This window comes from Geodermatophilus sp. SYSU D00814, assembly GCF_054050055.1.
Window position 1 is genome coordinate 90,769 of sequence record NZ_JBJGYP010000010.1, and the last position, 16,017, is coordinate 106,785.

Consider the following 16,017-nt stretch of genomic DNA (forward strand, 5'->3'; position numbering starts at 1 on the left):
GGCGCTGCGTCCACCGGTCGGTGGACCCAGCGGCCGGGGTCAGCGCGACAGACCCTGCCAGCGGCGCACCGCGAGCGCCGCGAACACCGCGGTGAGCGCCACCGGCCAGGCGACGGCGAGCAGCGCGGCGTGCTCGGTGGCCCACCCGCCGTCGGGGACGGGGACGCCGGTCAGCTCCCGCACGGCGGTCACGGTGGCCGCCACCGGGTTCCACTCCGCGAGCGTCCCCAGCCAGGCCGGCATGGAGGAGACCGGGACGAAGACGTTGGAGAGGAAGGCGAACGGCCACACGAGGACCTGCACGGCGGTGACCAGCGCGGGGTCACGGGTCAGCAGCCCGAGCCAGATGCCGACCCAGAGGAAGCCGACCCGCAGCAGCAGGAGCAGCGCGGCCGCGACCAGCAGCCCCGGGCCCGGCTCCGGGCGCCAGCCCACGGCCAGCCCGGCGAGCGCGACGACGGCGAGCCCGGCGACCGAGGCCGCGAGGTCGGCCAGGCAGCGCCCGGCCACCACGGCCGACGGCGCCATGGGCAGCGCCCGGAACCGGTCGGTGACGCCGCGCTGGGTGTCGGTGACGACGGCGCTCATCGTCCCCTCGAGCCCGAACAGCATCACCAGCGCGAGCATCCCCGGGACCATGAAGTCGCGGTAGCTGCCGCCGGGCACGGGGATGCCGCCGCCGAGCAGGTACACGAAGGTCACCATCAGCAGCACCGGGAACAGCAGGGTCGCCAGCAGGCCCGCGGGCTGCCGCCGCCAGTGCGCGACGTCGCGGCCGGCGACGGTGAACGCGTCGGTCACGGCCCACCGCAGCCGCCCGCCGGTCCCCTCCGCGGCCGCGGTCACGCCGGCACCTCCTCGGCCGCCCGGTCCCGGCCGGTGAGGCGCAGGTAGGCCTCGTCGAGCGTGGCCGGCCGCAGCACCAGGTCGGCGACGTCGATCCCGGCGCCGTCGAGCGCGCGCACCACGTCCCCGACGACGCCGGCGCGCCGCGAGACCGGGACCGTCACCCGCGCCCCCTCCTCGTGCCCGCCCGGCAGCGGGGGCCCGGCGGCCACCCGCTCGGCGATGGCGGCGGCCTCGGCGGCGCGGCCCGGGTCGGGGACGACCAGCTCCAGCCGGTCGCCGCCGATGGCCGCCGTCAGCTCGCGCGGGGTGCCGGTGGCGACGACCCGGCCGGCGTCGAGCACCGCCACCCGGTCGGCCAGCCGCTCGGCCTCCTCCAGGTACTGGGTGGTGAGCAGCACCGTCGTCCCCCGGGCCACCAGGCCGCGCACCGCGTCCCACACGTCGCGCCGGCCGGCCGGGTCCAGCCCCGTGGTCGGCTCGTCGAGGAACAGCACCCGCGGCTCGAGCACCAGCCCCGCGGCGATGTCGAGCCGTCGGCGCATGCCGCCGGAGAACTCCTGGACCGGCTGGTCGCCGGTGTCGGGCAGCCCAACCAGCGCGAGCAGCTCGGCGGCGCGCCGGCGGGCGGCGGCCCGGTCGAGGTGGTGCAGTCGGCCGAAGAGCACCAGGTTGTCGCGGGCGCCGAGCACGTCGTCGACCGTGGGGTGCTGGCCCACCACGCCGATCCGGCGGCGCACCTCCCGCGGCCGGGCGACGACGTCGACACCGGCGACCTCGACCCGGCCGCCGTCGGGCCGCAGCAGCGTCGTGGCGATGCGGACGGCCGTCGTCTTGCCCGCGCCGTTGGGCCCGAGCAGCGCGCACACCTGCCCGGGCTCGACGTCGAGGTCCACCCCGCCGAGGACCGCCCTCGCGCCGTACCTCCTGACCAGTCCCCGGATCCGCACCGACGCGTCCACCCGCCACCTCCGTACACCGTACGACGTCCCCTCGGGCAGTACCGTACGCCGTACGGAGACGGCCGGGCAACCGGATGGGGGAGGCTGCAGCCATGGCGACGGAGTCCACGTCCGGCGGTGACCCCGCCCGCACCATGGCCCTGCTCTGGCGGACCCCGGACGCTGCCGGACGCCGCCCCGGCCCTCGCCCCGGCCTCGACGTCGACCGGGTCGTGGCCGCCGCGGTCGAGCTGGCCGACCGCGAGGGACTGGCCGCGGTGACCGTGCGCCGGCTCGCCGCCGAGCTCGGCGTCGGCGCGATGACGCTCTACACGCACGTCCCGGGCAAGGGCGAGCTGGTGGCCCTCATGCACGACGCCGTCCTCGGCGAGCTCTACCCCGAGCCCCCGGCCGGCGACTGGCGGGCGCGGCTGACCGCCGTCGCCCGGGCCAACTGGGACCTCTACGTGCGCCACCCCTGGGCGGCCTCCGTGGGCACCGGCAGGCCGGTCCTGGGGCCGAACCTGATGCGCCGGTACGACCTGGAGCTGGCCGCCGTCGACGGCCTGGGCCTGTCGGAGGTGGAGATGGAGCTGGTGGTGACGGTGGTCGGTGGCTTCGTCCGCGGCACCGTCGGCGGGCTGCACGACAAGGACGCGGCCGAGCGGGACAGCGGGCTCACCGAGGACGAGTGGTGGGCGGCCACCGAGCCCCTGGTCGACCGGGTCTTCGACGCGGCGCGCTTCCCCACCGCGGCGCGGGTCGGCCCGGTCGCGGGGAACGAGCTCGGCGGCTACTCCCCCGAGCGGACCTTCGAGTTCGGCCTGGCCCGGCTGCTCGACGGGATCGCGGTGCTCCTCGAGCGCTGACCGTCGGGCGCTGACCGTCGGGCGCGGGTCAGCTGCCGGCGCCGAGCACCGGGCGGCCGGCCAGCGCGCCGACCACCGCGACGGCGTCGTCCCACCAGCGCTGATAGTGGTACGGGTCGGCGTTGCGCTGGGTGCGGTGCGCGGCGATCGTCGGCGGCAGCGCGTGCCAGTCGGGCACCTCCTGCAGCGCGCGGAAGAAGTTGGTGGCGCTGGTGGTGGGGTCCATCCGGTCGGCGTAGCTGCCCCAGGCGCCGTTGTCGCGCTGCTGGAACAGCCCCCGCGAGTCCGGCCCGGCGGCGTCGCCGTGGTCGAGGACGCGCAGCGAGGACTCCCCCATCGCCGTCATCACCCCGACCACCTGGGCGCAGGTGTCCAGGCCCAGGTCGGCGGCGGCGTTGACGATCGCCGCCGCGTTGGCCAGCTGCTCCCCGGCGTACCCGGCGACCGGCCCCTCGGGCACCGCCGCCGGGTCGACCCGCACCGCCGGCTCCGCCGCCGCGCACTCGGCCGACGGCGCGGGTTCGACGGGGTCCTGCCGGGTCACCAGCACCAGCCCGAGGACGAGCAGCACGAGGACCGGCAGGACGACGAGGAGGCGGGCTCGCCCGGCCGGGGGGCTCGGTTGCACACCCCGTCCAACGGACGGCGGCGCGGCAGGGTCCCCGCGCTACTGGACCGGGGCGTCGGGCGGCGGCAGCTGCACGCGCAGCTGCTCGTCGACGGAGCTCACGCCCGGCACGGCCAGCAGCGCCGGGCGGGCGTCGGCCGGCGCCCGCCCGGTGATCAGCCCGAGCGTGCCGAGCACCCGGTCGACCTGCAGGCCCGAGTCGCGCAGCGCCCGGGCCACCTCGTCGAGGTCGGCCCGGTGCCCGTCGTCGACGGTGACGCTGAACCGCGCCAGCGGGGAGCCCACGGGGCGGAGGCTAGTCCCTCCCACGCCGCCCGGGGCCGCCGAGGCGGCGAGCCGTGACGGGGGCGTCCCACGGGGTGACGACCGGCTGCCCGCCCGGCCCCTCGGCGAGCCGTCGTCGGCACCCCCGTCGTGTCGGCGAGTAGGCAGGCCGGGTCGCTGCACGGCCGGAGGACGAGGAGGTCCCGGTGACCGACGACGCCGAGCACATCAGGACGCTGGTCCGGCGGCTGGAGGACGCGATGAACACCCGCCGGCTGCACCTCCTCGACGACGTCCTCGCCCCGGACGTCACCCGGCACTCCCAGGCGACCCCACACCTCTCGATCACCGATCGTGACCAGTTCAAGGACTTCCTGCGGCAGGACGCGGAGTCCTTCCCGGACAACGTGCAGACGTTCACCCAGGTCCTGGTGGACGGTGACCGGGCGGCCGTGTGGGCGACCTACGAAGGCACCCAGACCGGGCCGCTGGGCCCCTTCCCGCCGTCCGGCCAGAAGGCGCGGTTCGACTTCGCCGGTGTCTTCCGCGTCCAGGACGGCAGGATCGCGGAGATGTGGCTGATCTGGGACAACGTGACGGTGCTGTCGCAGCTGGGCCACCTCCCCGGTTGACCGCCGGACCGGGCGGCCGGGGACCACCGGACTCCGGCGCGACCACGTGCCCGGACCGACCTCAGCCCGCTCCGGCGCCCTCCTGCGGGGCCAGCGCCAGCCCGCCGCCGACGTCGGCCGACGGCTCGGCCAGCCGCCGCGCGGCCTGGGTGAGCGTGGCCCACAGCTCGTAGCCGCGCCGCCCGGTGGCCTCGGCCCACAGCGCGGCCAGCCCGGCCACGTGCGGGGTGGCCATGCTGGTGCCGCTGATCGTCTCGTAGCGGGTGGGCATGGGCCAGGTCGACAGCACGTCCACACCGGGTCCGGCGACGTCGACCTCCCCGCCGGGCACCGGCAGGCTGCGCGCGGAGAACCAGGCGGTCGCCAGGCTCGCGTCGAGCGCGCCGACGGCGAGGACCTCCACGCTGTTGGCCGGGGCGCCGACGAAGCCGAGGTCACCGGCACGCCGGTCGGCGTTGTTGCCGGCCGCCGCCACGATCAGCGACCCCTGCTCCAGCGCCCGCCGCCCGGCGGCCGAGTAGGGCGGGTGGGCCTCGGCGACGTCGGCGCCCAGGGACATGGAGACGACGGCGCAGCCGTTGGCCACCGCCCAGTCGATGCCGGCCAGGATCCCGCCGTCGTCGCCGCTGCCCTCGTCGCTGAGCACCTTGCCGACGTACACCTCCGCCTCCGAGGCGATCCCGTACCGCGGGCCGGCCGGGGGGACCCGCGGGCCGCAGGCGGTGCCGGTGCAGTGCGTGCCGTGGCCGTGGCCGTCCTGCGCGCTGGTCACCCCCTCCACGAAGGACTCCGCGGTGACCTGCCGGCCGGCGAAGTCGGGGTGGGCGAGGTCCAGGCCGGTGTCGAGGACGGCGACCCGGATGCCGCGGCCGGTGAACGGCGACGTCGTCGCCTGCACCGCCTGCACGCCCCAGGTGGCCGCCGCGGTGTCCTCGAACAGCGGCGGCGCGGGCGCGGCGCCGTCGCCGCCGGTGCCGACGAGGCGGCCGGCGAGGTCGGCGACGCCGTCCCGGTAGCCGCGGACGTAGGCGTCGTCGGGCAGCACGTGGTGCACCAGCTCGGGGGACACCGACAGCACCGGCCGGCGCAGCGCGCCCACCTGCTCCGGCGGGGCGGCGACCACGGCGATGCCCAGCCGGGAGAACACCGTGGCGCCGGCCTCGCGGAGGGTCTGCGCGGGGACCCGGCCGGCGGTGAAGTCGCGGGAGTCGGCGACGTCGGAGATCCCGGCGGCCGACCAGTCGACCGGCTCGTCGGCCGCGTCGGCGAAGACGAGCACCTGCCGGCCGGTGGTCTGCACGGGCGGGCGGAGGTGGCGGCGTTCGGGCACGGACGGATCGATCACGGTTCCCCCTGGTCGGCGGCCCGGGCGGGAGCCCCGGCAGTGCGGGCAGTCTGCTGCGGGGCGGTGACGGCCGCACCCGGACACCGGCCCACGGTGGCGTCCGATTCCCGCCAGAGGAGGGTGGCCGGCGGTGCCATGCTCGGAGCCGTGACCGCCTCCCTCGACACCGACCGCTGCTACCGCGCGGTCGCCAGCCGGGACGCCCGCTTCGACGGCTGGTTCTTCACCGCCGTGCGCACCACCGGCATCTACTGCCGGCCCTCCTGCCCGGCGCGCACCCCGGCCGTGGCCAACGTGACCTTCTACGGCACCGCCGCCGGCGCGCAGGCCGCCGGCTACCGCGCCTGCCGCCGCTGCCGCCCCGACGCCGTCCCCGGCTCGCCGGAGTGGGACGTGCGCGCCGACGTCGTCGCCCGGGCCATGCGGCTGATCGCCGACGGCGAGGTCGAGCGGGCCGGCGTCCCGGGGCTCGCGGCGCGGCTGGGCTACTCCGAGCGCCAGGTGCACCGGCTGCTGGTCGGCGAGCTCGGCGTCGGCCCGCTCGCCGTCGCGCGGGCCCAGCGCGCCCAGACCGCCCGGGTGCTCGTCGAGACCACCGACCTGCCGATGGCCGACGTCGCCTTCGCGGCGGGGTTCGCCAGCATCCGGCAGTTCAACGACACCGTCCGCGAGGTCTTCGCCTGCACCCCCAGCGAGCTGCGCAGCCGCCGGCGCGGCGGTGACGGCGGCGCGCCCGGCTGGCTGACGCTGCGGCTGGCCGCCCGCGCCCCGTTCGACGCGGCCGAGGTGCTGCTCTTCCTCGGCGCGCACGCCGTCCCGGGCCTCGAGGAGTGGGACGGCACCACGTTCTCCCGCGTCCTCGACCTGCCCGGCGGCCCCGCCGTCGTCCGCCTCTCCCCCGCCGCCGACGGCGGCCCCGCGGTGACGGCGCGGCTGCTGCTGACCGACCTGCGCGACCTGCGCGCCGCCGTCCCCCGCTGCCGGCGGCTGCTCGACCTCGACGCCGACCCCGCCGCCGTCGACGACGTCCTCGGCGCCGACCCCGCGCTGGCCCCGCTGGTCGCCGGCGCGCCCGGCCGCCGCGTGCCCGCCTCGCCGGACGGCCCGGAGGCGGCCGCCCGCGCCGTCCTCGGCCAGCAGGTGTCGGTGGCCGGCGCGCGGACGCTCACCGCGCGGGTGGTCGCGCTGGCCGGCACGCCGCTGGCCGAGCCGGTCGGCACGCTCACCCACGCCTTCCCGCGGCCGGCGGCGCTGGCGGAGGCCGACCTGTCGACCGTCGGGCTGACCGGCGCGCGCAGCCGCACCCTCACCGGCCTGGCCGCGGCCCTGGCCGACGGCCGGGTGGCCCTCGACCCCGGCTGCGACCGCGAGGAGGCCGTCCGCGACCTGCTGGCGCTGCCGGGCATCGGCCCCTGGACGGCGGCGGTCGTGGCGATGCGCGGCCTCGGCGACCCCGACGTCTGGCTCCCCGGCGACCTCGCCCTGCGCCGCTCGCTGGCCGCCCTCGGCAGCTCCTACGCCGACGCCGCGACCCGCTGGCGGCCGTGGCGCTCCTACGCGGTCGTGCACCTGTGGTCGCTGGCCGCCCCCGCCCTGTTCACCCGCTCCCCCGCGCCCACCCCCGATCGGAGTGCGTCATGACCTCGTCCGCCCGCTACGCCACCGTCGCCACCCCGCCCGGTCCCTTCACCGTCGTCGTCACCCCCGGCCCCGACGGCGGCGACGTCGTCCTGGCCGCCGGGTGGACCGGCGACGTCGCCGACCTGCTGCCCGTCGTCCACCGCACGCTGCGGCCCACCCGGGTCGAGCGGGTGGAGCACCTGCCGGTCCTCGACGCCGTCGAGGCGCACGCCGCCGGCGACCTGCGCGCGATCGACGACGTCCCGGTGCAGCAGCGCTCCGGGCCGTTCCTCGAGGAGGCGTGGGACGTGCTGCGCACGGTGCCGGCCGGGCAGCCCGACACCTACGCCGCCTTCGCCGCCCGCTGCGGCCGGCCGCAGGCGGTGCGCGCGGCGGCCAACGCCTGCGCCCGCAACGCCGCCGCACTGTTCGTGCCCTGCCACCGGGTGCTCGGCTCCGACGGCGGCCTCGGCGGCTTCCGCTGGGGCACACCGGTCAAGCGGTGGCTGCTCGACCACGAGGCGGCGCACGCCCCCGTCCCCGTCCTCGTCGCCGTCGAGGCATAGGAAGCGATCCGCACGTCCCGGCCCCCGGGACGTGCGGATCGCTTCCTATGCCGTGCGCCTGCGGGGGCTTGTCGGTGGCGTCCTGCACCCTGCTGCTCGTGGACGCCGCCTCGCTCCTCCTCGGCCTGCTGCTCGGCGCGCTGCTGGGAGCGGCCGTCGTGCTCGGCGTCGTCGCGCTGGTGTCCCGTCGCCGGCCGGTCGGCGACGCCCTCGAGCCGGTGCACGAGTCGCTGGACCACCTGCACCGGCTGCTGGCCGGCATCGAGCGCGACCGCGCCACCGCCCACGGCGAGCTGCGCGAGCAGATGGGCACCGTGGGGCAGACCAGCGCGCTGCTGCGCCAGGAGACCGCGGCCCTGGTCACCGCGCTGCGCACCCCGCACGTGCGGGGCCGCTGGGGCGAGGTGCAGCTGCGCCGGGTCGTGGAGGTGGCGGGGCTGCTCGAGCACTGCGACTTCGTCGAGCAGCCCTCCTCCACCAACGACGAGGGCGCCGGTGTCCGGCCCGACCTCGTGGTCACCCTGGCCGACGGCCGCCAGGTCGTCGTCGACGCGAAGGTCCCCTTCGCCGGCTACATCGAGGCCGTGCAGGCCACCGACGAGGCCGTCCGCGTCCAGCGCGTCGCCACGCACGCCCGGCAGCTGCGCGCGCACGTCGACGCGCTGGCCGCCCGCCGCTACCCCACCGCGTTCCGGCCCGCCGCGCCGTTCACCGTGCTCTTCGTCCCCTCCGACGGCTTCCTCACCACCGCGCTCGAGGCCGAGCCGGCGCTGCTGGAGTACGGCTTCGGCCGCGACGTCGTCATCGCCACCCCGAGCACGCTGCTGGCGCTGCTGCGCACCGTGGCCCACTCGTGGCGGCAGGAGCGGCTGGCCCGCGACGCCGACCAGGTCATCGAGGTCGGCCGCCGGCTGCACGCCCGCCTGACCACGCTCTCGGGGCACCTGACCCGGCTGGGCGCCGCCCTGGGCACCACGCTCACCCGCTACAACGAGACGGTGGGCTCCTACGAGCGCTCCGTCCTCGCCGCCGCGCGGCGCTTCGACGAGCTCGGCGTCGGCGAGGCGGCGGTGCCGTCCCCGCCGGAGGTCGAGGCGGTGGTGCGGCAGCTGCGGCCCGCCGCCGACGACGCGCCCGACGCCCTCGGCGCCGTCACCGGCGACACCACCGCCCACCACACCACCGCCCACCACACCACCGCCTACGACACCGCCGCCTACGACACCGCCGCGGACGACGTCCCGCTGCGCTGGCGGCTCACCGACGGCGGCTGAGCGGACCGGCTGACCGACCGGGCGGGCCCGTCCCGGCGGTCGCGCTGGACCCCTCCGTCACACCCACCCCGCGGCCCACCGAGAGTTGCCAAATCGACACGGCGACGTGTCGAGGGTCCACACGGGAAGGTGCCCCGCCGCAGGGCCTGCCGTCGCTACGGTGTGCACCGGGACCGGCCCGGCACGGGACGGCCGGACGGGACGGGGAGGTGGCCATGGCCTCGGCGAGCGCAGCCGACACCTGGCGCGACAGCGGGGTCCGCGGGCAGCGCCCCCTCGCCGGCGCGCCGGCTCCGCGCCCGGACCCGCCGCGGCACGACGCGACGCCCGCCCGGGCCTCGCGCATGTCGCTGCCGCCGGTGCCCCCGCCGCACCCCCGCGGCCGCCCGGGCGGCTCCGGCCACGGGGCGGGCATGGGCCACGGTCGCCCGGTCCCCGACTCCCGTCCCCCGGCGATCCGCCCGGGGCAGCGCACCCCCCAGCCGGGCCTGCCGCCGGTCGCCGGCCGCGACGGCACGCAGGCCCCGCCGCGGCACAGCCGGCCGGTCGAGCGCGTGCCGGCCCGTGACGCCGGCCGGGAGGCGGTCCCCGGCCGCGGGTCGCGCGGCTCGTCCCGCCGCACCCCGCCCGACAGCCGCCGCGACAGCGGGCTGCGCGGCGTCCTCGCCGTCCTCGGGATCTTCGTCATCACCCTCGCCGGCGGCGCCGTCGACTCCTTCCTCGCCGTCGGTCTCGGCACGCTCACGCTGGTCACCCTGGTCGCGGCCACCGCCGTCGGCACCCTGCTGGTGCGCCCGCGCGACCTGCTCACCGTCGTCTGCTGCCCGCCGCTGGTCTTCGTCGCCGTCGCCGCGGTCAACATCGGCCTGGCGCCCTCGGCGAGCTTCAACCTCCCGACGCTGGCGACGATCCTGATCCGCGGCTTCCCCACCATGGCCGTGGCCACCGGTGCCGCCTTGGGGCTGGCCGGCGTGGGGGGGGCCGCAGGGCACTGACCCCCCGGCGCCAGACGAGAAGGCCCCCCTCCCGCCCGGGCGGGGGCCCTTCTCGCGTCTGCGGCCGGCCGCTCAGCGGGCGGGGCGGGCGGACTCGCCGCGCTCGGGCCGCAGCTCGCGCGGCAGCGCGAAGACCAGCCGCTCCTCGGCGGCCTTGACCGTCTCGACGTCGGGGTAGCCGCGCTCGGCCAGCCAGTCGAGGACCTCGCCCACCAGCACCTCGGGCACCGACGCGCCGCTGGTGACGCCGACGGTGGACACGCCCTCGAGCCAGGCGGGGTCGATCTCGGCGGCGTAGTCGACCAGGTGCGCGTCGCGGGCGCCGGCCTCCAGCGCGACCTCGACCAGCCGCACGGAGTTCGACGAGTTGGTGGAGCCGACGACGACGACCAGGTCGCACGCGGGCGCCATCTGCTTGACCGCCTGCTGCCGGTTCTGCGTGGCGTAGCAGATGTCGTCGCTCGGCGGGGACTGCAGCCCGGGGAAGCGGGTGCGCAGCTGGTCGACCGTGCTGAGCGTCTCGTCGACCGACAGCGTCGTCTGCGAGAGCCACACGACCTTCTCGGGGTCGCGGACCTGCACGTTCGCGACGTCGTCGGGTCCGTCGACGAGCTGGATGTGCGACGGCGCCTCACCGGAGGTGCCCTCGACCTCCTCGTGGCCGCGGTGGCCGATCAGCAGGATGTCGTAGTCGTCGCGGGCGAACCGCCTGGCCTCCTGGTGCACCTTGGTCACCAGCGGGCAGGTGGCGTCGATGGTGCGCAGCTGCCGGGCGGCGGCCTCCTCGTGGACGGCGGGGGAGACGCCGTGGGCGCTGAAGACGACGACCGAGCCCTCGGGCACCTCGTCGGTCTCGTCGACGAACACCGCGCCGCGCCGCTCGAGGGTGGCCACCACGTGCTTGTTGTGGACGATCTGCTTGCGGACGTACACCGGGGCGCCGTGGATCTCCAGCGCCCGCTCGACGGCCACCACCGCCCGGTCGACACCGGCGCAGTAGCCCCGGGGATCGGCCAGCAGGACCCGTCCGCGCTGATCAGCCATGACCCCATGGTAGAGACAGGACCTCCCTGCCCCCCGCCGCTCGCAGGCTCGCGGCGGGCCCCTGCAGGGAGGCCGCCCCGGAACGTCACCAACGTCACACCGGTGCGGCCCGCCCGACCGGGTGGCCCCGGCCGGGGCCGTGGTGCCGACCCGGAGACCCTGCGGCAGGCTGGGTGCATGTCCCGTGAGATCCCCGAGCCGGTCCGCGCCACCGTCGGACTGGCGGCCACCGTCCTCGACGACGTCCGCAGCCTCCCCCGGACGCTGCCGGGTCTGCCGGTGCGCATCGTCGGCATCGCGCTGCAGGCGGCGATGAAGCTGCAGCAGCAGTGGTCGGGACTGGTGGCCCGCGGCGACGAGGTGCTCACCGGGATCCGCGGCGAGCGCGAGCCGGGCATGGCCACCTTCGACGACGACGAGGACGAGCAGCCGGCGGGCACCGGGCTGGTGGCCCAGCCGATCGACGTGCTCCGCGACTCCGCGTTCGACCGCGCGCCCGACGTCGACACGACCGGCATCTCCGACGAGGAGGTCGCCACCCTCCCCGGCGACCCCGCCGCGGACGCCGTCGTGGCCGCCGTCGAGGACACCGCCGCGGCGCTGCGCGAGCCCGACACCGTCACCGAGCTCACCGAGGTCGACGTCATGGAGGTCGACGTCGACACCGACGCGGCCGGCCTGGTCGACGACGAGCTCGCCGGCCTGCCGCCGGAGCCGTCCCCCGCCGCGGTGGTCGCCGCCGTCGAGGACGTCACCGACCAGGTCCTGGGCGCCGAGGAGGCCGAGGCCGCGCTCGACGCCGCCGACTCCGCGCTCACCGCCGAGGACGCGCTGGAGAGCGCGCTGCTCGAGGCCGAGGGCACCGACGCGGCCCCCGCGGCCGGCGCACCCGAGGACACCCCGGCCGCCAGCGACCCGGGCGGCTCCCCGGTCGGTGAGCTCGCCGGCGCCCCCGACGTGGGCAGCGACGACACGACCACGCCCGACGCCGCCGACTCCGGCACCCCCGACACCGACATCGGCCTCGCCGACGCCGAGGTCGACGTGGTCGGCCCCGACGGCGAGGTCACCACGGTCGAGGGCACGGTCACCGACGAGGGCGTCGTCGCCCCCGAGGGCGACCGGGACACCGGCCAGGACACCGTGACGCAGGACACCGCGACGCAGGACACCGTGACGCAGGACACCGTGACCGACGAGAGCGGCACCCCGGTCGCCGCCGCCACCGGCGTGCGCACCGACGTCGGGGAGACCGACACCGCCGAGGAGGACGCCGCGCGCGCCGAGGGCGCAGCCGTCGACGCCGTCGGCGGGGAGTCCGCCGCGCCCACCGACGACCCCGAGGGCGGCAGCGACGTCTCCGGGTCGCAGGCGGCCGGGACGGCGCCGATCGAGGGCTACGACTCCTTCACCATCGCCCAGCTGCGCGGACGGCTGCGGGGCTACCAGCTGGCCACCGTCCAGGACCTGCTCGCCTACGAGGAGGCCACCCGCAACCGCGCGCAGTTCGTCACGATGCTGCGCAACCGGCTGGAGAAGCTCGAGCAGCAGGCGGTCGACGCCAGCCCGCTGCAGCCGCGCGGCTGACGACGGACCACCTGCCCCGGCGCGGCCCGGGACCCCCACCGGGGTCCCGGGCCGTCGTCGTCACCGGCGCCTGGCACAGTCGCGGGCATGACCGCCCCCTCCTCCCCCGAGGCGCCCTGGCCGGTGCGCACGGTGGCCCGCAAGGTCGCCGAGTGGATCGGCCGGCTCGGTGAGGTGTGGGTCGAGGGGCAGGTCGCCCAGCTCAGCCGGCGCAGTGGCGCCGCGACGGTCTTCCTGACCCTGCGCGACCCGGCCGCCGACCTGTCGGTGCCGGTCACCTGCGCCCGCGACGTCGCCGACCGGCCGGGCCTGGAGCTCACCGAGGGCGCCCGGGTCATCGTGCGGGCGAGGCCCGACTACTACATCGCCCGCGGCTCGTTCTCCCTGCGCGCGACCGAGATCCGCGCCGTCGGCCTGGGCGAGCTGCTGGCCCGCATCGAGCGGATCCGCCGGCTGCTGGCCGCCGAGGGCCTGTTCGACGCCGCCCGCAAGCGCCCGCTGCCCTTCGCCCCCGCCGTCGTCGGCCTGGTCACCGGCAAGGACTCCGCCGCCGAGCGCGACGTGCTGGTCACCGCCCGGCGGCGCTGGCCGGCGGTGCGCTTCGCCGTCCACCACAGCCTGGTGCAGGGCGTCAACGCCGCGGCGTCGGTCATCGACGGGCTGCAGCGGCTCGACCGCGACCCGGAGGTCGAGGTGATCGTCCTGGCCCGCGGCGGCGGGTCGGTGGAGGACCTGCTGCCGTTCTCCGACGAGGGGCTGGTCCGCGCCATCGCCGCCTGCCGCACCCCGGTGGTCACCGCCGTCGGCCACGAGACCGACACCACGCTGGTCGACCACGTCGCCGACGTCCGCGCCGCCACCCCCACCGACGCCGCGCACCGCGTGGTGCCCGAGATCGGCGAGCAGCGCCGGCTGGTCGACGGGCTGCGCGCCCGCGCCCGGCACCTGCTCACCGTCCGGGTCGAGCAGTCCGAGCGGTGGCTGGAGAGCGTCCGCAGCCGGCCGGTGCTGGCCGACCCCGAGCGGCTGCTGCACGGCCGGGCCGACGACGTCGCGGCGCTCCGCGACCGGGCCCGCCGCACCCTCACCCACCGGGTCGAGACCGCCGAGCGCGACCTCGAGCACGCCCGGGCCCGGGTCGCCGCCCTCTCGCCGCAGGCCACGCTGCAGCGCGGCTACGCGCTGGTGCAGCGGGCCGACGGCGCGCTGGTCCGCGAGCCGGGCGAGGTGGCCGACGACGAGCGGCTGTCGGTGCGGGTCGCGGGCGGGCGGCTGCCGGTGCGGGTCGACAGGCAGGATGGGCACCCGTGAGCGAGCAGCCGAGCGACCAGCCGAGCGAGCAGCCGGCCGAGCAGCCGACGCAGACCTACGAGCAGGCCCGCGAGGAGCTGGCCGACGTGGTGCGCCGGCTGGAGGCCGGTGGGCTGACGCTGGAGGAGTCGCTGGCGCTGTGGGAGCGCGGCGAGCAGCTGGCCGAGCTGTGCCGGCACTGGCTCGACCGCGCCCGCGAGCGGCTGGCCGCGGCCACCCCGGCCGAGCGGCAGGACTGAGCGCTCAGCGCACCACGACGGGCGCGAGGGAGCCGGCCACCGTCTCCAGCTCCCCGTCGTCGGCCGAGCCGGTGACCATCGTGGTGACGCCGCCGTCCTCGACGGTGAGCACCGTCTCGCCGCGGTCGCTGGTCAGCCGGGTCCACGTGCGGTCGCCGAGCTGCACGGTGCCGTCCTCCTCGGCGCCGTCGAGCACCGCGGTCAGCCGCTCGGCGCGCGGGTCGTCGGTGGTCAGGAAGCCCGCGTACTCCTCCGACGGCGTCACGTAGCCCACCTCCAGCGTGACGGGCGCGCCGTCGACGGCCTCCCCGGCGTCGGTCCGGGCGCTCGTCGGCCGGTAGCCGTCGGGCAGCCCGGTCGGCACCGCCACGGGGTAGGACGCCCGGGTGGCGGCCAGCTGCACGGTGCTGGAGGGGTCGATCGCCCGGACCGGGTCCACGTCGCCCTGCCGGAAGGCGATCCAGCCGACCACGAGCAGGCAGGCGACCACCAGCGGCAGCAGCGACCGGACCATGTTCGCCGCGCTCATCCGGTTGGCCCGCTCGACCGCCGACGGCGCCGGCGGCGGCTGCTCCGGCGCGAGCTGGTCCTGGGTGGGCTGCTGCTGGGCAGGCGGCTCCTCGGGGGCCTGCCGGCCCGACGGCCCGGTCGTGGTCATACCCCTAGGATCGCAGCACCGATCCGAAAACCCCGTCGCTCCACATCCCGACGCACCCGCCCGCCCGACCGGCACCGGGAACGGGGTGGCCGGAACGGTGGGCACCGGCGACGCTGCCGACGTTGGAGGTCCCGTGATCCTTCCCGTGCCCGACGGCCCCGTGCCCCCGGCCCCCCGCGTGAGCACCTTCCGCACCGACCGCCCCGCGCCCGACCGCAACCTCGCCCTCGAGCTCGTGCGGGTCACCGAGGCCGCCGCGATGGCCGCCGGCCGCTGGGTGGGTCGTGGGGACAAGAACGGCGGCGACGGCGCGGCGGTCGACGCGATGCGCGCCCTCATCGGCACCGTGACGATGCGCGGCGTCGTCGTCATCGGCGAGGGCGAGAAGGACGAGGCGCCGATGCTCTACAACGGCGAGCAGGTCGGCGACGGCTACGGCCCCGAGTGCGACGTCGCCGTCGACCCCATCGACGGCACCACGCTGATGGCCAAGGGCATGCCCAACGCCATCGCCGTCATGGCCGTGGCCGACCGGGGCGCCATGTACGACCCCTCCGCCGTCTTCTACATGGAGAAGATCGCCACCGGGCCGGCCGCCGCCGACGTCGTCGACATCACCGCGCCGGTCGCGGAGAACGTCCGCCGGGTCGCCAAGGCCAAGCACAGCTCGGTCGCCGACGTCACCGTCTGCATCCTCGACCGGCCGCGCCACGAGCAGCTCGTGCACGAGGTCCGCGAGGCCGGCGCCCGGATCAAGTTCATCTCCGACGGCGACGTCGCCGGCGCGATCGCCGCGGCCCGCGAGGGCACCGGCGTCGACCTGCTCATGGGCATCGGCGGCACACCGGAGGGGATCATCGCCGCCTGCGCGCTCAAGTGCATGGGCGGTGCGCTGCAGGGCCGGCTGTGGCCCAAAGACGACGAGGAGCGGCAGAAGGCGCTCGACGCCGGCCACGACCTCGACCGGGTGCTGCAGATCGACGACCTGGTGCGCGGCGACGTCTTCTTCGTGGCCACCGGCATCACCGACGGCGAGCTGCTGCGCGGCGTGCAGTACCGGTCCGGGGGCTGCACCACGCAGTCGCTGGTGATGCGCTCGCGCTCGGGCACCATCCGCTCGATCGACAGCCTGCACTCGCTGGAGAAGCTGCGCGCCTACTCCGCGGTGCCCTTCGACCGCTCCCACGAGGACGACTGA

17 protein-coding genes are annotated in these 16,017 nt (G+C 77.1%); 10 read left to right on the forward strand and 7 right to left on the reverse strand.

Annotation, left to right across the window (positions count from 1 at the left end):
- Nucleotides 1-39: 39 nt before the first annotated feature.
- Together ACI780_RS09840 and ACI780_RS09845 are read right to left on the reverse strand one after the other, a co-directional pair.
- Nucleotides 40-846, reverse strand: a complete 807-nt coding sequence (locus tag ACI780_RS09840; RefSeq protein WP_456873047.1) for an ABC transporter permease — start codon at nt 844-846, stop codon at nt 40-42.
- Nucleotides 843-1,808, reverse strand: coding sequence for an ABC transporter ATP-binding protein (locus ACI780_RS09845; protein WP_457002566.1), 966 nt, complete (start codon nt 1,806-1,808; stop codon nt 843-845). The genes ACI780_RS09840 and ACI780_RS09845 overlap by 4 nt, the downstream gene beginning before the upstream one ends.
- A 92-nt stretch (nt 1,809-1,900) precedes the next feature.
- Here ACI780_RS09845 and ACI780_RS09850 point away from each other — a divergent pair, with 92 nt between their 5' ends.
- Nucleotides 1,901-2,656, forward strand: a complete 756-nt coding sequence (locus ACI780_RS09850) for a TetR/AcrR family transcriptional regulator (protein WP_456873049.1) — start codon at nt 1,901-1,903, stop codon at nt 2,654-2,656.
- Between the two features lie 28 nt (nt 2,657-2,684).
- Here the strand turns inward: ACI780_RS09850 and ACI780_RS09855 are convergent, their stop codons facing one another.
- Together ACI780_RS09855 and ACI780_RS09860 are read right to left on the reverse strand one after the other, a co-directional pair.
- On the reverse strand, nt 2,685-3,284 hold the full coding sequence (locus ACI780_RS09855) for a hypothetical protein (protein ID WP_456873050.1): 600 nt from the start codon (nt 3,282-3,284) through the stop codon (nt 2,685-2,687).
- Nucleotides 3,285-3,323: 39 nt separating this feature from the next.
- Nucleotides 3,324-3,569 carry a hypothetical protein gene (locus tag ACI780_RS09860; RefSeq protein ID WP_456873051.1) on the reverse strand — a complete coding sequence of 82 codons (246 nt, stop codon included), beginning with the start codon at nt 3,567-3,569 and terminating at the stop codon, nt 3,324-3,326.
- Between the two features lie 185 nt (nt 3,570-3,754).
- Between ACI780_RS09860 and ACI780_RS09865 the strand changes: the two genes are divergently transcribed.
- On the forward strand, nt 3,755-4,180 hold the full coding sequence (locus tag ACI780_RS09865) for an ester cyclase (protein ID WP_457002569.1): 426 nt from the start codon (nt 3,755-3,757) through the stop codon (nt 4,178-4,180).
- Between the two features lie 61 nt (nt 4,181-4,241).
- Here the strand turns inward: ACI780_RS09865 and ACI780_RS09870 are convergent, their stop codons facing one another.
- A complete protein-coding gene (locus tag ACI780_RS09870) occupies nt 4,242-5,525 on the reverse strand; it encodes a S8 family serine peptidase (RefSeq protein WP_457002570.1) in 1,284 nt (427 codons plus the stop codon).
- A 147-nt stretch (nt 5,526-5,672) separates the two neighbouring features.
- On the opposite strand from ACI780_RS09870, the gene ACI780_RS09875 reads away from it, so the two are divergent.
- From ACI780_RS09875 to ACI780_RS09890, 4 genes are all read left to right on the forward strand, one after another.
- On the forward strand, nt 5,673-7,166 hold the full coding sequence (locus tag ACI780_RS09875) for an AlkA N-terminal domain-containing protein (RefSeq protein WP_457002572.1): 1,494 nt from the start codon (nt 5,673-5,675) through the stop codon (nt 7,164-7,166).
- Entirely contained in the window at nt 7,163-7,711 is a 549-nt protein-coding gene (locus tag ACI780_RS09880) for a methylated-DNA--[protein]-cysteine S-methyltransferase (RefSeq protein WP_457002574.1), read from the forward strand. The genes ACI780_RS09875 and ACI780_RS09880 overlap by 4 nt, the downstream gene beginning before the upstream one ends.
- Nucleotides 7,712-7,809: 98 nt before the next feature.
- Nucleotides 7,810-8,985, forward strand: coding sequence for a DNA recombination protein RmuC (locus ACI780_RS09885; RefSeq protein WP_457002575.1), 1,176 nt, complete (start codon nt 7,810-7,812; stop codon nt 8,983-8,985).
- Nucleotides 8,986-9,200: 215 nt separating this feature from the next.
- Nucleotides 9,201-9,980, forward strand: coding sequence for a DUF6542 domain-containing protein (locus tag ACI780_RS09890; protein WP_457002577.1), 780 nt, complete (start codon nt 9,201-9,203; stop codon nt 9,978-9,980).
- Nucleotides 9,981-10,052: 72 nt separating this feature from the next.
- On the opposite strand, the gene ACI780_RS09895 is transcribed toward ACI780_RS09890, so the two are convergent.
- Nucleotides 10,053-11,024, reverse strand: coding sequence for a 4-hydroxy-3-methylbut-2-enyl diphosphate reductase (locus tag ACI780_RS09895; protein ID WP_457002579.1), 972 nt, complete (start codon nt 11,022-11,024; stop codon nt 10,053-10,055).
- Between the two features lie 177 nt (nt 11,025-11,201).
- Between ACI780_RS09895 and ACI780_RS09900 the strand changes: the two genes are divergently transcribed.
- From ACI780_RS09900 to ACI780_RS09910, 3 genes are all read left to right on the forward strand, one after another.
- The gene (locus tag ACI780_RS09900) at nt 11,202-12,611 is read left to right on the forward strand and encodes a hypothetical protein (protein WP_457002581.1); all 1,410 of its coding nucleotides are present in this window, start codon (nt 11,202-11,204) and stop codon (nt 12,609-12,611) included.
- A gap of 87 nt (nt 12,612-12,698) precedes the next feature.
- The gene (gene xseA / locus ACI780_RS09905) at nt 12,699-13,922 is read left to right on the forward strand and encodes an exodeoxyribonuclease VII large subunit (protein ID WP_089404518.1); all 1,224 of its coding nucleotides are present in this window, start codon (nt 12,699-12,701) and stop codon (nt 13,920-13,922) included.
- Nucleotides 13,919-14,161 (forward strand): exodeoxyribonuclease VII small subunit, encoded by a 243-nt coding sequence (locus tag ACI780_RS09910; RefSeq protein ID WP_456873068.1) that lies wholly within the window; start codon nt 13,919-13,921, stop codon nt 14,159-14,161. Before xseA ends, ACI780_RS09910 begins: the two co-directional genes overlap by 4 nt.
- A 4-nt stretch (nt 14,162-14,165) precedes the next feature.
- Here ACI780_RS09910 and ACI780_RS09915 read toward each other — a convergent pair whose 3' ends face one another.
- On the reverse strand, nt 14,166-14,819 hold the full coding sequence (locus ACI780_RS09915; RefSeq protein WP_457002584.1) for a DUF4245 domain-containing protein: 654 nt from the start codon (nt 14,817-14,819) through the stop codon (nt 14,166-14,168).
- Nucleotides 14,820-14,952: 133 nt separating this feature from the next.
- Here ACI780_RS09915 and glpX point away from each other — a divergent pair, with 133 nt between their 5' ends.
- A complete protein-coding gene (gene glpX, locus ACI780_RS09920) occupies nt 14,953-16,017 on the forward strand; it encodes a class II fructose-bisphosphatase (RefSeq protein WP_217897358.1) in 1,065 nt (354 codons plus the stop codon).

Coding starts and splice junctions, on each gene's coding strand:
- ACI780_RS09850 (WP_456873049.1), top strand. CDS start 1,901: ATGGCGACGGAGTCCACGTCCGGCGGTGACCCCGCCCGCACCATGGCC.
- ACI780_RS09880 (WP_457002574.1), top strand. CDS start 7,163: ATGACCTCGTCCGCCCGCTACGCCACCGTCGCCACCCCGCCCGGTCCC.
- ACI780_RS09890 (WP_457002577.1), top strand. CDS start 9,201: ATGGCCTCGGCGAGCGCAGCCGACACCTGGCGCGACAGCGGGGTCCGC.
- ACI780_RS09895 (WP_457002579.1), bottom strand. CDS start 11,024: ATGGCTGATCAGCGCGGACGGGTCCTGCTGGCCGATCCCCGGGGCTAC.
- ACI780_RS09900 (WP_457002581.1), top strand. CDS start 11,202: ATGTCCCGTGAGATCCCCGAGCCGGTCCGCGCCACCGTCGGACTGGCG.
- xseA (WP_089404518.1), top strand. CDS start 12,699: ATGACCGCCCCCTCCTCCCCCGAGGCGCCCTGGCCGGTGCGCACGGTG.
- ACI780_RS09915 (WP_457002584.1), bottom strand. CDS start 14,819: ATGACCACGACCGGGCCGTCGGGCCGGCAGGCCCCCGAGGAGCCGCCT.